Genomic DNA, 15,317 nt, shown 5'->3' on the forward strand with positions numbered 1-15,317 from the left:
CTTCTTCCTCCCGCCAGCCAGGCGCGGCATTCTTTTACAGATTTTATGCGGCCTGTCACAAAATCTGCTAGACTGCGCCCCTTCATGGCATTGTGGTTTTTGCCATCTCTTATCGCAATAATCTCCCTGAAAACTACGCCCTTCACCGGGCCGGGGCGGTTCGGAGTTGTTATGTCTTTTGATTCCCTTGGCCTGAATCCCGATATCCTGCGCGCTGTCGCTGAGCAGGGCTACGTTGAGCCGACCCCTATCCAGCAGCAGGCGATCCCGGCGGTACTGCAGGGCCGCGACCTGATGGCCAGCGCCCAGACCGGCACCGGTAAAACGGCGGGCTTTACTCTGCCGCTGCTGCAGCGCCTGATCCAGAACGAGCCGCATGCGAAGGGCCGTCGTCCGGTGCGCGCGCTGATCCTGACCCCGACCCGCGAGCTGGCGGCGCAGGTGGGCGAGAACGTGCGGGATTACAGCAAATATCTGAATATTCGCTCGCTGGTGGTGTTCGGCGGCGTGAGTATCAACCCGCAGATGATGAAGCTGCGCGGCGGCGTCGATATCCTCGTCGCCACCCCGGGCCGTCTGCTGGACCTCGAACATCAGAACGCCGTCAGCCTCGATAAAGTGGAAATCCTCGTACTGGATGAGGCGGACCGCATGCTGGATATGGGCTTTATCCATGACATCCGCCGCGTACTGGCGAAACTGCCGCCGCGTCGGCAGAACCTGCTGTTCTCGGCGACCTTCTCCGACGAGATCAAAGGCCTGGCGGAGAAACTGCTGCACAACCCGCTGGAAGTGGAAGTGGCGCGTCGCAACACCGCCTCCGAGCAGATCACCCAGCACGTCCATTTTGTTGATAAGAACCGCAAGCGCGAACTGCTGTCGCAGCTTATCGGCGAAGGCAACTGGCAGCAGGTGCTGGTCTTTACCCGCACCAAGCATGGCGCCAACCACCTCGCGGAGCAGCTCAACAAAGACGGCATCCGCAGCGCGGCGATCCATGGCAACAAGAGTCAGGGGGCGCGTACCCGCGCGCTGGCCGACTTTAAATCCGGCGGCATTCGCGTGCTGGTGGCGACCGATATCGCCGCCCGCGGACTGGATATCGAAGAGCTGCCGCACGTGGTGAACTACGAGCTGCCGAACGTGCCGGAAGATTATGTCCACCGTATTGGGCGTACCGGTCGCGCGGCGGCCACCGGCGAAGCCTTGTCGCTGGTGTGCGTCGATGAGCACAAGCTGCTGCGCGATATCGAGCGCCTGCTGAAAAAAGAGATTCCGCGCATCGCGATTGCCGGCTATGAGCCGGACCCGTCGATTAAAGCCGAACCTATCCAGAACGGTCGCCAGCAGCGCGGCGGCGGTCGTGGTCAGGGGCAGGGACGCGGCGGCCAGGGGCAGGGGCGCAGCGGACAGCCGCGCAGCCAGAGCAGCGCCCCGCGTCGCCAGGACGGCGAGGCGCCGAAAGCGCGCACTCAGGACGGCAAACCGCCGCGCCGCCGTCGCCCGCGTAAGCCGGCTGGCGAATAACAGGCTGATGCCCGGGCCGCGATAACGCGGTTAAGCACGGCTCAGGCCCGTCTGTCCGCTACGCGGCGGCGGGCCTTTTTCTTTCCATTACACTATTTGTCGAGCACGCTTCCACACACAGCAGAAAGCAATACCTCCGGACGGGTAAAAATGGCACAATAGTGGCTGTTTATACAGTATTCAGGTTTTCTCATGGCTTTGACCGCTGCGCTGAAAGCGCAAATCGCCGCCTGGTATAAGGCGCTTCAGGAACAGATCCCGGACTTTATTCCCCGCCCCCCGCAGCGGCAGATGATCGCTGATGTGGCGAAAACCCTCGCCGGGGATGAGGGCAGGCATCTGGCTATCGAAGCGCCGACCGGCGTCGGTAAAACGCTGTCATACCTTATCCCTGGCATTGCCATCGCCCGTGAGGAACAAAAAACGCTGGTGGTCAGCACCGCCAACGTCGCCCTGCAGGATCAAATCTACAGTAAAGACCTGCCGCTGCTGCGCAAGATTATCCCCGACCTGCGCTTCACCGCCGCCTTTGGTCGCGGACGCTACGTCTGCCCGCGCAACCTGGCGGCGCTGGCCAGCACCGAGCCGACGCAGCAGGATCTGCTGGCTTTCCTCGACGACGATCTCACCCCGAACAACCAGGCGGAGCAGAAACTGTGCGCGACGCTGAAGCAGGACCTTGACAGCTATCGCTGGGACGGCCTGCGCGACCATACCGACAAACCCATCGACGATGGACTATGGAGCCGGCTGAGCACCGATAAGGCCAGCTGCCTGAACCGCAACTGCCACTATTATCGCGAGTGTCCGTTCTTTGTGGCGCGGCGGGAAATTCAGGAGGCGGAAGTGGTGGTAGCCAACCATGCGCTGGTGATGGCGGCGATGGAGAGCGAGGCGGTGCTGCCGGAGCCGAAAAACCTGCTGCTGGTCCTTGATGAAGGCCATCATCTGCCGGACGTCGCCCGCGACGCGTTGGAGATGAGCGCCGAGATCACCGCCCCCTGGTTTCGCCTGCAGCTGGATCTGTTCTGCAAGCTGGTGGCTACCTGCATGGAGCAGTTCCGCCCGAAAACCACGCCGCCGCTGGCCAATCCGGAGCGGCTCGCCGGCCATTGCGAAGAGCTGTTCGAGCTGATTGCGTCGTTGAATAATATTCTCAATCTCTACATGCCCGCCGGCCAGGAAGCGGAGCATCGCTTCCCGATGGGCGAACTGCCGCAGGAGGTGATGGAGATCTGCCAGCGGCTGGCGAAGCTCACCGAGACGCTGCGCGGGCTGGCGGAGCTGTTTCTTAACGATCTCAGCGAAAAGACCGGCAGCCATGACGTGGTGCGTCTGCATCGGGTGCTGCTGCAGATGAACCGCGCCCTCGGCATGTTTGAAAGCCAAAGCAAGCTGTGGCGTCTGGCGTCGCTGGCGCAGTCCTCTGGCGCGCCGGTGACCAAATGGGCGACGCGGGTAGTGCGAGACGGCCAGATCCACGTCTGGTTCCACTGCGTCGGCATCCGCGTCAGCGATCAGCTTGAGCGGCTGCTGTGGCGCAGCGTGCCGCATATCGTGGTGACGTCAGCGACGCTGCGCTCTCTTAACAGCTTCTCGCGCCTGCAGGAGATGAGCGGCCTGAAGGAAAAAGCGGGTGACCGCTTCGTGGCGCTGGATTCGCCGTTCAACCACGTGGAGCAGGGGAAAATTATTATTCCTCAAATGCGCTATGAACCGTTGATGGATAACGAAGAGCAGCACATTGCCGAGATGGCGGCCTATTTTCGCCAGCAGGTGGAGAGCAAGAAGCATCTCGGGATGCTGGTGCTGTTTGCCAGTGGGCGAGCGATGAATCGCTTCCTGGAGCATGTGACCGACCTGCGTCTGATGCTGCTGGTGCAGGGCGACCAGCCGCGTTACCGGCTGGTGGAGCTGCATCGCAAACGGGTGGAAAGCGGCGAGCGCAGCGTGCTGGTGGGCCTGCAGTCCTTTGCCGAAGGTCTCGATTTAAAGGGCGATCTGTTAAGCCAGGTACATATCCATAAAATCGCCTTTCCGCCCATCGACAGCCCGGTAGTGATCACCGAAGGCGAATGGCTGAAAAGCCTCAATCGTTATCCCTTCGAGGTACAGAGTTTGCCCAGCGCCTCCTTTAATCTTATTCAGCAGGTGGGGCGTTTGATCCGTAGCCATCACTGCTGGGGAGAGGTGGTGATTTACGATAAGCGTCTGTTGACCAAAAACTACGGCGCGCGTCTACTGAACGCGTTACCTGTTTTTCCCATTGAGCAGCCGGGCGTTCCGGAGGTTATAGTAAAACGGAAAGCAAAACAGACAGCAAAACAGACAGGCCGCAAACGTCGCTGACGACGGCGCGTTGCACCAGGGGGAGCCATGGAGTACAGCAAAATTATAAAAGAGGTGGGCCGCGGTAAGAATCATGCCCGCGACCTGGATGAAGAGACCGCCCGTGCGCTCTACGCGCGGATGCTGAACGGCGAGGTGCCGGAGCTGGAGCTGGGAGGAATATTAATCGCCCTGCGCATCAAAGGCGAAGGCGAAGCGGAGATGAAAGGCTTTTACGCCGCGATGCAGCAGCATACGCTGCGCCTGACCCCGCCGGCAGGCAAGCCGATGCCGATCGTTATCCCCAGCTACAATGGCGCGCGCAAGCAGGCGAACCTGACGCCGCTGCTGGCGATGCTCCTGCATAAGCTGGGGTTTCCGGTCGTGGTTCACGGCGTCAGTCACGATCCAACCCGGGTGCTGACCGAGACCATTTTTACCCTGCTGGACATTCCGGCTACCCGGCATGCCGGTCAGGCGCAGGCGCAGCTGGAGGGGCATGAACCGGTGTATATCCCGGTGGGCGCCTTCTGCCCGCCGCTGGAGAAACAGCTGGCGATGCGCTGGCGGATGGGCGTACGCAACAGCGCCCATACGCTGGCCAAACTGGCCACGCCGTTTGGCGAAGGGGAGGCGCTACGCCTCTCCAGCGTGTCGCATCCGGAATATGTTCCCCGGGTGGCGGGCTTCTTTCGCGAGACCGGTGGCCGCGCGCTGCTGATGCACGGTACCGAAGGCGAAGTGTACGCCAACCCGCAGCGCTGCCCGCAGATCAGCCTGATTGATGACCAGGGCGTGCGGGTGCTGTGCGACCGCCAGACCGAGGCGGCGGCGGAAGTTATTCTGCCGGCCTCGAAAGATCCCGAAGTGACCGCGCGCTGGATCGAGCGCTGCGTCGCCGGCGTCGAACCGGTACCCCACTCGCTGAAGATCCAGCTCGCCTGCTGTCTGCTGGCCTGCGGCGAGGTCTCAACCCTGGAGCAGGGTCTCAGCCGCGTCAACGACTGCTGGTGATCGGATCGGCAGGATAAAAAAAAGCCCGTCCGGTGGCTCGGACGGGCAAGGCAAGGGTATTAAAGGTCTTTTCAGGGTTAATTCAGTGGCTTACAGGGTTGAGTTGCGATTATTTATAGATAACCGCGGTACCGCTCAGTTTGTTGTTGGTGTTAGCGGAAGTGATGCTATAGCCGGTTGCGCCAGCGGCTTCGGCTTTAGCAGCCAGTTTCGCTTCCAGACCATCTAATGTGGTTGCGCCTTGCGCAGACACCACACCGATCTTATTCATGCTTTCAGCCTGAGCGGGGGTAACCGGCTCGGCGGCAAAGGCGCCGAAGGAAAGGGCGGTCAGAGCGATGGCAGCGGCAGCATATTTGATGTTTTTCATAGTTAATCTCTCGCAGGTTGTTCTGTTCAGGGGACGATGTTCCGTCGATGTGATAAGTATCACGCTTTTTTGCGGGAGATAAAATCGAAGGAAATTCACAGTCTTCATCGATTTTTTTGAATGACTAATAATTTACTGATTATTAATAAATTATTTCTGATTCTTTTCGTCTGATGGCGGAGCGAGGGAGACCGGCACGCTTAAGGGCACATATTGCGACATTTATCGCCAAAAAGTGTGCGCGAAAAGATAATGCGAAAAGCTGTCATGAACGGTAAAGGAAAGTCAGCGTAGCTGGCTATCCTTGGAACCACGGCGATTATATCCTGAAAATGTATTGTTATGTAAATCTTTCTCCTGTTGGCACTTCACGCAGTATCTGACGCCAGGAATAGCCTGTCGACGAGCCTCCGGAATCGGTTCTCCGCATTCATCACAAAATTTGTTGCTTTCGCCGCGTGGAAGCTCGCGGCGGGCGCGAGCCACCGCATCGTCAATGGTGCTGTCGATCTGATCCTGAACGGCGCCGTCGCCTGCCCAACCTGATGCCATCGTCTGCCTCCTGTAAAAGGTTATTGATAAATTATAGCTGAACCGTACAGCCGGTTACCGCTGCTGGCGGCATTGACCCGCCAGGCTATCGCCCCACGGCGGTGGGCCTTATCCGCGAGGGCAGCCACCAGGTCGTCAAGGGTACGGGCGCCGGAAGCGGAGACGGTGCCGACAGGGCGCAGCGGCCCGTCATAGGGCAGTTCAGGTGTCAGCGGCAGGGAAGAGGCCGCGTTGGCCTGAGCGGCAAGCGCAGCGGCAAACAGCAGCGAGGTGATTTTCATCAGCATATCCTCATAAACAGCATGGGACATAGCTTAAGTGTAGGCCTTTCCAGACCGCGCAGCAGGGAATTTTTTATGCAAAAACAAGGCGTTTTGCATGCTACCGGCGCAGGGTAGCGATACTCTGGCCGGTAAATTATTTAGCGGGCGTCCGGGCGGATCATGTCAAAACGCAGGCTGTCATCAATACTGTAATAGGCGCTCGGACCTCCGGCGCGCAGGATCGGCTGAGCGCGGGCGGTTTGATAGATGCCGTTATCCAGCAGTGATTCATCGATATGCACGGCGACCACTTCGCCGAGCACCAGCCATGTATCGACAAGATTGCCGTCGGCGGTGGCGAGCTGAATACATTGCGACAGGCGGCACTCAAAGTTCACCGGGCTCTCCGCCACCCGGGGGGCCTTGACCAGGCGGCTGGCGGCGGCGGTGAGCCCGGCGCGCACGAATTCATCCTCATGGTGCGGGATCGAGGCGGAGGTTTCGTTCATCGCTTCGGCCAGCGGGCGCGTCGCCAGGTTCCAGACGAACTCCTTCGTTTCGACGATATTTCGCACGCTGTCTTTCCAGCCGCTGCTGGCGAAACCAATGATCGGCGGACGATAGTTAAAGCAGTTAAAAAAGCTGTATGGCGCCAGATTACGCTGGCCCTCGGCGTCCTGCGAGGCGATCCAGCCTATCGGGCGAGGCCCGATTATCGCGTTCAGCGGGTCATGCGGCAGGCCGTGGCCCTGCGAAGGTTGATAAAAGTACATGCTGCACCTGTCACGGATAAAGGAGATATCCAGACTCCCTTATTTACCGCGCCGCCGTCAACGGGTATCTTACGCGGCTGTTCAAAGGAGATTGTCATGAAAGCCCAGAAACCGGGGTTACACCCGCGTAACCGCCACCATCAACGCTACGACCTGCCCGCGCTCTGCCAGGCGCATCCTGACCTGCAGGGATACATTACGCTCAATCCGCTGGGTGAGCAGACCATTGATTTTGCCAATCCGCAGGCGGTTAAGGCGTTGAATAAAGCGCTGCTGGCGCATTTCTACGCGGTCAAACACTGGGACATTCCTGACGGTTTTCTCTGTCCGCCGGTGCCCGGGCGGGCCGATTATATTCATCATCTGGCGGATCTGCTGGCCGGGGACAGCGGCGAAGTGCCGAAGCAAGCCACGATCCTCGATATTGGCACCGGCGCCAACCTCATCTATCCCCTGATCGGCGTTCACGAATATGGCTGGCGCTTTACCGGCAGCGAAATCAGCCCGGAAGCCTTCGCCAGCGCGCAGGCGATTGTTAATGGCAACCCGGGATTGACCCGGCAGATCCGTCTGCGTCGGCAAAAAGAGAGCCAGGCCATCTTCCACGGCGTGATCCACAAAAACGAGACCTATGACGCCACCCTGTGCAATCCGCCGTTCCATGACTCCGCAGAGAGCGCCCGGGCGGGCGGCGAGCGCAAGCGCCGCAATCTCGGACTCGGCGCCGACAGCGGGCTTAACTTTGGCGGTCAGCAGCAGGAGCTGTGGTGCGAGGGGGGCGAAGTGGCCTTTATCTCGCAGATGATCCGCGAAAGTCAGGCCTTCGCCCGCCAGGTGAAATGGTTTACCTCGCTGGTGTCGCGCGGCGACAATCTGCCGCCGCTCTACCGCCTGCTGACCGAGGTCGGGGCAGTGAAAGTGGTGAAAAAAGAGATGGCCCAGGGGCAAAAGCAGAGCCGCTTTATCGCCTGGAGCTTTATGGACGACGCCAAACGCCGCCGTCCGTTCTGACTACTCCACGGCCGGGCTGTCGGCGCCCGGCATCGGCAATTGCTGCCAGGTCTGTACCGGGGCGCGAACCCCGGCGCGGTCGAAGTGCTTTTTCACCTGGGTATCAAGGGCAAAGCGCACCGTCCACTGCTTCAGCGGCAGGGTGGTGAAGCTGACGCGCAGCGTAAAGGCGGTATTGCTCAACCCCACCAGCCCGGCGAACGACGGTTCGCCAATGATCAGGCCGCGGATCTCCTCCTGGGCCAGCAGATCGTCCACTGCCGCCTTCAGCGCCTGGCTGGCTTTATCCAGATCCTCATGGCGATCGACGTCATAGTTAGCCACCACCGAGCCAATGCCGCGCACGAAGTTGGCAAAGGTGGTGATCGAGGACCAGGGAATAATGTGATAGGCGCCGGTATCCTGGCGCACCCCCACTGAGCGAATCGACATCCGTTCCACCGTGCCGGTCAAAGGCCCGATGGTGACCAGGTCGCCGGTATTCATCCCGTTCTCAAACTGGATAAAAATGCCGGTGATAATGTCTTTAACCAGGGTTTGCGCGCCAAACGAGATGGCCAGCCCTAACGCCCCGGCGCCCGCCAGCAGCGGCGCGATATTAACCCCAATCTCCGAGAGCAAAATCATCACCGTGATGGTGCTGATCACCACCGCCAGCGCGTTGCGAAACAGGGTTAGCAGCGTACGGGCCCGCGCGCTGGGCAGCGGACGGCCATGGATATCCGAGGCCAGACGGTTTTCGATCAGGCTGGCCAACACCGTCCAGCCGATAGCGGAGAAGAAGAGGATAAGAGCGATACGGATCAGCACATCCACCGTTTTTTGCCCGGCATCGTTGTGCAGCCATTCGCGGAAGTCAAACAGCCCCCAGGCGCTCAGGAGCAGCATAATGGCGACACAGACGGTGAGAATGCGCGCTGCCTTCAGCGAGGCGGAGATCCAGCCGTTCAGCCGCTTTTGCAGCTCAGGATAGTTGCGCTGGGTGGCAGGGGAGAGAGTGATGGTTTTGGCTATCCAGCGCGACAGGATGCCGGACACCAGCGCCGCGCCGCCGATAATCGCCAGGCTGCGCAGGGTGGCGCCCATCATAAATTTCAGGCTGTTGCCTGGGTCGAACAGGGAAAAGAAGAAGAGCACCACAAAGTAGGCGCAGGCCAGCCAGTGCCAGATCAGGGCGAAGGCGCGGATAAACAGGCTAAAAAAGGAGAGCGAGCGGTCAGCCAGATGGATCAGCCCCTGCGTAATCACCGCTTTGTTATGAAAAATCAGATACAGCGCCCACAGCGTAATGCACAGCATGATGATGACGTTAGCCAGCGCGCCGACCTGAACATTCACCTGGTTAGAGATAATCGGCACCGCGACGATCAGGCCGTAGCCGATCAGGCTGCTGAGGGCGCTCAGGCGCAGACTCCAGTAGGAGGCGGCCTCGTCGCTGAGGTTAAAGGGCCTGAGCGCTGGAATGCGCGGGCAGAAAATGAGCCGCAGGATGGCTTTAAAGAACTCGATCAGCGCGAAGGCGTTGAGGAAAAGGCTCTGCTGAAAGGCGATAGTGGGGTTGTTGCCATCCAGACGATCGCTCAACAGCTGACCGACAAACAGGGTCAGCGCCAGCAGCAGCAGATCGATAATAAACGCCCCGGCGATGGTCAACGGCAGCTGGAGCCAGTTTCCGCGATCGCGGTTTTTATGCCGTCCCCATTCGCCCATTTTACGATACAGCGGCAGCGCCGCGAGGCGTACCAGCCACCAGAAGGCAAACACCAGCCCGGCCAGCAGTAAAAAATGCCAGGCGGCGCTGGTAAAGGTTTGTGGATTAAAGGGCTTATGCGGCGAGCCGGTAATATTGCGCCACAGCTGGGAAAAGCGCGATGAGAGCTCATCGCCATATTCCCGGCTGATCTGCGTGACGTTCTCCAGCACGGTGGTCTCTTCTTTCACCGCCGGCGGCGTCAGCGTCGGGGTGCTGTCGGGCGGCGGCGTGGCGGCCGCTTTACGCAGCTGGTCAATGAGCTCCTGGCGGGCGGCGTCGTTGGCCAGCACGTCGGCCAGCGCGGCATAGGCCGCTCTTTTCTGTTCTACATCGGGTTCGCTGGCGCTGGTTTTATCGGCGTTAGCGGTCGGCACGCCGGGCAGGGCGGCGGCGGAAAGCGGGGCAGTAAACAGCGCAGCGAGCAAAAGCAGGATCCACGGCATGGGCACCTCCGTTGCAACGTAAACGGGTAAGTATAGAAGCCGCTGGCGGAAGGGGAGGGAAGAGGAATCTGGAAAGCGGCTCTCTCCGCGAGGGAGAGAGCCGTTGTGGGTCAGGCGACGTGCTGCAGGAATTCGCGCAGACGCGGGCTTGGCGGGTTGTTCACCAACTCCTGTGGATTGCCGTCTTCGGCAATTCGTCCTTTGTCGATAAAGATCAGTCGCGAGGCCACTTTTTCGGCAAAGCCGATTTCGTGGGTCACAATCACCATCGTCATACCCTCTTCCGCCAGATCCTGCATCACCTTGAGCACTTCATGGCGCAGTTCCGGGTCGAGCGCGGAGGTGGGCTCATCAAACAGCATCATCTTCGGCTTCACCGCCAGCGCGCGGGCGATGGCCACACGCTGCTGCTGGCCGCCGGAGAGTTCAGACGGATAGTGATGCGCGCGCTCAGCCAGACCGACTTTCGCCAGCAGATCTTTCGCCAGCTTCTCCGCTACCTGTTTGCTGGCGCCGCGTACCCGCAGCGGGCCAAACATCACGTTTTCCAGCGCCGTCAGGTGCGGGAACAGGTAAAACTGCTGGAACACCATTCCTGCTTCCTGACGAATCAGACGTTCGTCCACCTTTGGATCGTTGACCTTCAGGCCATCGACAATCAGATCGCCGCTGGTGATCTCTTCCAGTTTATTGATACAGCGCAGCATCGTCGATTTACCGGAGCCGGACGGGCCGATGATGACCACCACTTCACCCTGATTGATTTTCAGAGAGATATCGTGCAGCACCTGGGTTGGGCCAAAGTGCTTGGAGACGTTTTTAAATTCAATCACAGGATTTTCATCCTTCTTTCAAGACGACGCAGAATAAAGCTCAGGACCAGGGTGATGATCAGGTAGATCACGGCAACGGCGCTCCAGATTTCCAGCGCGCGGAAGTTGCCGGCGATGATCTCCTGTCCCTGACGGGTCAGTTCGGCGACGCCGATGACGATGAACAGCGAGGTATCCTTGATGCTGATGATCCACTGGTTGCCCAGCGGCGGCAGCATGCGGCGCAGCGCCAGCGGCAGGATCACGTGGCGAATGGTTTCGCGACGCGACAGGCCGAGCGCCAGGCCCGCTTCGCGGAAGCCTTTATGAATGGAGAGCACCGCGCCGCGGGTAATTTCCGCGATATAGGCGCCCGAGTTAATCATGATGGTCACTACCGCCGCGGAGAAGGGGTCAATGCGCAGATCGCTAAAGGCCATCGGCAGCGCAAAGTAGATGAACATAACCTGCACCACAATCGGGGTGCCGCGAATGATTTCAATAAACACCAGCGCGATGTGGTTGGCGATCCAGCCGCCGAAGCAGCGGGCGAAACCGGCCACCAGACCGATGATCAGGCCGCCGGCCAGGCCGAGGACGGAAATCCACAGCGTCATTTTGGCGCCTTCCAGCAAAATCGGAATGGCGGGCCAGATGGCACTCCAGTCAAACTGCATAATACGTTCCTGTTACCGTGTCGAGAGCAGAGGAAAGCCTCCGCCAAAATACGGTCTCCCGCAGCGTCTGTGCCGGAAGACCGTTGTGATGTCGCCGGGCCTGCGCCCGGCGAAGGACATTTTTATTATTTTGGTTCAGTGCCGAACCATTTTTTATAAATTTCGTTGTAGGTGCCGTTCTCGCGCAGCGTTTTCAGCGCACCGTTCACTTTCTCACGCAGCTCGTCGCTGCCTTTCGGGAAGGCGATACCGTAGTTTTGCGCTTCCAGTGATTCACCTACCGCTTTGAATTTGCCGTTGCCCGCAGTTTTGATGAAGTAGAGGATGTTCGGCGTATCGTGCAGGACGGCATCCGCGCGGCCGGTACCCAGCTCCATATAGGCGTTATCGATGTTCGGGAACTGACGCAGATCTTTGGTTTTGATATTAGCTTTGGCGTAGTCAACGGAGCCGGTGCCGCTCTTCACCGCGACCACTTTGCCGTTCAGATCTTTCACATCTTTGATGTCGTTATTATTGGCGTTGACCATCACCAGCAGGCCGCTTTTGTAGTAGCCGTCAGAGAAGTCGATGGCTTTTTTACGCTCGTCGGTAATGGTGATCCCCGCCAACGCCAGATCGATATTTTTGGTTTGCAGCGCCGGGATAATGCCGCTGAAGTCCATCGGCTTCAGGGTGTAGTCGAGCTTCAGCTCTTTGGCGATGGCCGCCCACAGGTCAACGTCAAAACCCACATACTTATCGCCTTGCTTAAATTCGAACGGGACGAACGCCGTATCGGTGGCGACAACCAGGGTCTTATTGGCGGCATGGGAAGAAACCGCAAAAGCCAGGGTCAGTGCAGCCAGTGAAACTTTAAATACAGACTTCATAGCATTTCCTTTTATATCCACGGGACGATCCCCTGCGAGAACGACTAGCCTAATGAAAAAATCGTGCCACTTTTACAACCTGTTGTTTTTAAACAAACGAAGCGGTAGCCGCTGCACAATATCGATCATTTCAGGCAAAGAGTGCACCATAACGGGGCGTTATTTTGGTGCATCCTGAGGTCGCTGAATAACGAGCCCATTTTTAGCGCAAACCCTGATGGGAAAACAATCTCGGTGTAACGATTGTGTGAGGTGATTATTACAATTGTTTTACTTTTGTGCGCATTTTCATCAATTTGACGCCCTGAAATGGTGCAAGGACAGCGGGTGAGGGAAAGGCGGAGGGGAAAAACAGCAAGGGTTGGGATGGGAAAGCAAAGGCGCCGTCGACCGCGCTACGGCCGACGGCAAAGCCTTACTCGATGTTCGCTTCAATAAACCACAGGAATTTATCCAGGTCGCGGGAAGCGGCGGTGAAGATATCTGCGGTATCTTCGTCTTTGGCTTCACCGATCGCTTTGCGCACATCGTTCGCCACTACCGCGTAACGGTCCGCCAGCGCTTTCAGGTGATCCTGAACATGATGGATATCCAGCGGATAGCTCTGCAGCGGGGTTTTGCTGTTGATCACCTGAGTGGTGCCCAGGGCGACGCCGCCCAGCTGTACGGCGCGCTCCGCCATGGTATCCAGATGCTCAGTGAGCGCGGTACGGAAGCCATCCAGCATTTCGTGCACGGCGATAAAGTTCGCACCGCGCATATTCCAGTGTGCCTGCTTGGTGATAAGGGACAGGTCAATGAACTGGATCACCTGGCGATTCAACAGCTCAATGGTCGCTTTCTTTTCGCTGTCAGCGACATCGTTGCGGGTATAGACCAGATTAGATGCTTTTGATTTAACCAGTTTAGCGGTACTCATCGTTTCATATCCTCTTGATATTGATGCTCGTCACACTTCAAAGCTGAATGATGTGGAGCGTTGTCCCAGGTAACTTCGGGACTAAGTATAGCAAGGGTTTTAAAGTATGAGGCATCGGCAGGCCATATTACTCCGATAGCGTAAAGTGGTTGGCTATTTGAAAAAGCAAGCTAAGTCAGAAGGTTAGCGGAGGCTGGCGGGCCCGTAACTCGCGCGGGCCGCCGCCGTAACAGAATGTTAATTGATATCGACTTGCTTAATTTTGCTCTGCCGCTGCATGGTCAGCGTGGCGCCCATTGAGGCGATGATAATAGCGCCCAGCGCCAGGGTCTGGGAGAGATTCAGGGTTTCGCCGAGGAAGACCATACCGGACAGGGCGGCTAGCGCCGGCTCGAGGCTCATCAGCGTGCCGAAGGTGCGCGTCGGCAGACGCGTCAGGGCCATCATCTCCAGGGAGTAGGGGAGTGCAGTGGAGAGAATGGCAATCCCCAGCCCCAGGGGCAGCAGCGACCATTGCCACAGCGTATCGGTAGCTTGCGCCATGCCTAACGGGACAAAGACCAGCGAGGCGATAAGCGACCCCATCGCCACCGTGGCTGGACCATGCTCCTCGCCCGCGCGCTGGCCGGTCAGAATATAGACCGCCCAACAGGCTCCGGCGCCGAGAGCGAACAGCGCGCCGGTTAAATCCACCTGCGCCACGTTCTGGCCCAGCGGCAGGAGATACCACAGCCCGAGGATCGCCAGCGCCACCCAGACAAAATCCAGCGGGCGGCGCGAGCCGAAAAGCGCCACCGCCAGCGGGCCGGTAAACTCGAGGGCTACCGCCACGCCGAGCGGAATACGCTGCAGGGATAAATAAAACAGATAGTTCATCGCCCCGAGCGCCAGGCCATATAGCAGCAGCGGCACGCGCTGGGCCGGAGAGAAACGCAGCCGCCAGGGCTTGAACACCACCACCAGGATCAGCGTCCCGAGCGCCAGGCGCAGGGCGGTAACCCCCGGGGCGCCGACCACCGGGAACAGCGATTTGGCGAGCGATGCGCCGCTCTGAATCGAGGTCATAGCGATTAAAATCACCACTATTGGCAACCATGCCGCCGCTTTTCGGGATGGACCGGGCATCCTTTCTCCTGTCAGTTTTTGTCAAAAGGGGTAAAAGTTCCAGTGTACTGGAATTAGCTGCTGACGGTTGAGCTAATGTTGAAAAAAACACGGGCAAAAACAGTACAATGGCGAACGTTGCTGAGAAATTCACCAGGTGATTAGGATTAATCTGGATGCTTGCGAATTTCTTAATGAGCGTTAAACTGTAAGTTAACGCCAAAAACTGTTGTTTTCCATATTGTTATAGAAATATGGAAACTTTTGGTTACATGAAAAAGTATGTTAGACAATGTAAACTCCAAAGAGTTTCCCAAAAGTTTTTGATATATTTAAGGCTTAGGACTTATTAGAAACACATTTGAGGTGGTTATGAATAAAATTGCACGTCTTTCAGCACTGGCCGTTGTTCTGGCTGCATCCGTAGGTACCACTGCATTTGCTGCAACTTCTACTGTAACCGGCGGTTACGCGCAGAGCGACATGCAGGGTAAAGCGAACAAAGCTGGCGGTTTCAACCTGAAATACCGTTACGAGCAAGATAACAACCCGCTGGGTGTTATCGGTTCCTTCACCTACACCGAGAAGGATAACAACAGCAACGGTACTTACAACAAAGGTCAGTACTACGGCATCACCGCAGGTCCGGCTTACCGTCTGAACGACTGGGCAAGCATCTACGGCGTAGTGGGTGTTGGTTACGGTAAATTCCAGAACAACAACTTCCCTAATAAATCCGATATGAGCGACTACGGTTTCTCCTACGGTGCTGGTCTGCAGTTCAACCCGATCGAAAACGTTGCCCTGGACTTCTCCTACGAGCAGTCTCGTATTCGTAACGTTGACGTCGGCACCTGGATTGCTGGCGTGGGTTACCGCTTCTAATCTCTCCGATGATA

15 protein-coding genes are annotated in these 15,317 nt (G+C 58.1%); 5 read left to right on the forward strand and 10 right to left on the reverse strand.

Annotation, left to right across the window (positions count from 1 at the left end; translation table 11 throughout):
• Positions 1-171 precede the first annotated feature (171 nt).
• The 3 genes from rhlE (at position 172) to ybiB (ending at position 4,869) form a co-directional block, all read left to right on the forward strand.
• Positions 172-1,527: an ATP-dependent RNA helicase RhlE gene (gene rhlE, locus ACQUTP_RS11190; RefSeq protein ID WP_004886179.1), complete on the forward strand. Its 1,356-nt coding sequence runs from the start codon at positions 172-174 to the stop codon at positions 1,525-1,527.
• Positions 1,528-1,719: 192 nt separating this feature from the next.
• Positions 1,720-3,876: an ATP-dependent DNA helicase DinG gene (gene dinG, locus ACQUTP_RS11195; RefSeq protein WP_048294418.1), complete on the forward strand. Its 2,157-nt coding sequence runs from the start codon at positions 1,720-1,722 to the stop codon at positions 3,874-3,876.
• Between the two features lie 27 nt (positions 3,877-3,903).
• Complete coding sequence (gene ybiB / locus ACQUTP_RS11200; RefSeq protein ID WP_004886183.1) at positions 3,904-4,869, forward strand: DNA-binding protein YbiB; 966 nt, start codon at positions 3,904-3,906, stop codon at positions 4,867-4,869.
• A gap of 109 nt (positions 4,870-4,978) precedes the next feature.
• Here the strand turns inward: ybiB and ybiJ are convergent, their stop codons facing one another.
• The 4 genes from ybiJ to ACQUTP_RS11220 form a co-directional block, all read right to left on the reverse strand.
• On the reverse strand, positions 4,979-5,239 hold the full coding sequence (ybiJ, locus tag ACQUTP_RS11205; protein ID WP_004176772.1) for a DUF1471 family protein YbiJ: 261 nt from the start codon (positions 5,237-5,239) through the stop codon (positions 4,979-4,981).
• A 285-nt stretch (positions 5,240-5,524) separates the two neighbouring features.
• Positions 5,525-5,791: a DksA/TraR family C4-type zinc finger protein gene (locus ACQUTP_RS11210; RefSeq protein ID WP_002895824.1), complete on the reverse strand. Its 267-nt coding sequence runs from the start codon at positions 5,789-5,791 to the stop codon at positions 5,525-5,527.
• 20 nt (positions 5,792-5,811) lie between these two features.
• Positions 5,812-6,072, reverse strand: a complete 261-nt coding sequence (locus tag ACQUTP_RS11215) for a DUF1471 domain-containing protein (protein ID WP_023320022.1) — start codon at positions 6,070-6,072, stop codon at positions 5,812-5,814.
• 140 nt (positions 6,073-6,212) lie between these two features.
• Positions 6,213-6,827 carry a flavin reductase family protein gene (locus ACQUTP_RS11220; RefSeq protein ID WP_023320023.1) on the reverse strand — a complete coding sequence of 205 codons (615 nt, stop codon included), beginning with the start codon at positions 6,825-6,827 and terminating at the stop codon, positions 6,213-6,215.
• 96 nt (positions 6,828-6,923) lie between these two features.
• Here ACQUTP_RS11220 and rlmF point away from each other — a divergent pair, with 96 nt between their 5' ends.
• Positions 6,924-7,838: a 23S rRNA (adenine(1618)-N(6))-methyltransferase RlmF gene (gene rlmF / locus ACQUTP_RS11225; protein WP_044521825.1), complete on the forward strand. Its 915-nt coding sequence runs from the start codon at positions 6,924-6,926 to the stop codon at positions 7,836-7,838.
• Here the strand turns inward: rlmF and ybiO are convergent, their stop codons facing one another.
• The 6 genes from ybiO to rhtA form a co-directional block, all read right to left on the reverse strand.
• On the reverse strand, positions 7,839-10,034 hold the full coding sequence (gene ybiO / locus ACQUTP_RS11230; protein ID WP_004886194.1) for a mechanosensitive channel protein: 2,196 nt from the start codon (positions 10,032-10,034) through the stop codon (positions 7,839-7,841).
• Between the two features lie 110 nt (positions 10,035-10,144).
• Entirely contained in the window at positions 10,145-10,867 is a 723-nt protein-coding gene (gene glnQ, locus ACQUTP_RS11235) for a glutamine ABC transporter ATP-binding protein GlnQ (RefSeq protein ID WP_064189339.1), read from the reverse strand.
• Positions 10,864-11,523 carry a glutamine ABC transporter permease GlnP gene (glnP, locus tag ACQUTP_RS11240; RefSeq protein WP_002895837.1) on the reverse strand — a complete coding sequence of 220 codons (660 nt, stop codon included), beginning with the start codon at positions 11,521-11,523 and terminating at the stop codon, positions 10,864-10,866. Before glnP ends, glnQ begins: the two co-directional genes overlap by 4 nt.
• A 125-nt stretch (positions 11,524-11,648) precedes the next feature.
• A complete protein-coding gene (glnH, locus tag ACQUTP_RS11245; RefSeq protein ID WP_004886198.1) occupies positions 11,649-12,395 on the reverse strand; it encodes a glutamine ABC transporter substrate-binding protein GlnH in 747 nt (248 codons plus the stop codon).
• Between the two features lie 415 nt (positions 12,396-12,810).
• On the reverse strand, positions 12,811-13,314 hold the full coding sequence (gene dps, locus ACQUTP_RS11250) for a DNA starvation/stationary phase protection protein Dps (RefSeq protein ID WP_004886200.1): 504 nt from the start codon (positions 13,312-13,314) through the stop codon (positions 12,811-12,813).
• A 237-nt stretch (positions 13,315-13,551) separates the two neighbouring features.
• Positions 13,552-14,439, reverse strand: coding sequence for a threonine/homoserine exporter RhtA (rhtA, locus tag ACQUTP_RS11255; protein WP_004886203.1), 888 nt, complete (start codon positions 14,437-14,439; stop codon positions 13,552-13,554).
• 351 nt (positions 14,440-14,790) lie between these two features.
• On the opposite strand from rhtA, the gene ompX reads away from it, so the two are divergent.
• Positions 14,791-15,303, forward strand: a complete 513-nt coding sequence (gene ompX, locus ACQUTP_RS11260; protein ID WP_004886207.1) for an outer membrane protein OmpX — start codon at positions 14,791-14,793, stop codon at positions 15,301-15,303.
• The last annotated feature ends 14 nt before the right edge of the window (positions 15,304-15,317 follow it).

It is taken from the genome of Klebsiella sp. 2-CIP_Kleb., from assembly GCF_050378715.1.
Lineage (GTDB): Bacteria > Pseudomonadota > Gammaproteobacteria > Enterobacterales > Enterobacteriaceae > Klebsiella > Klebsiella quasipneumoniae.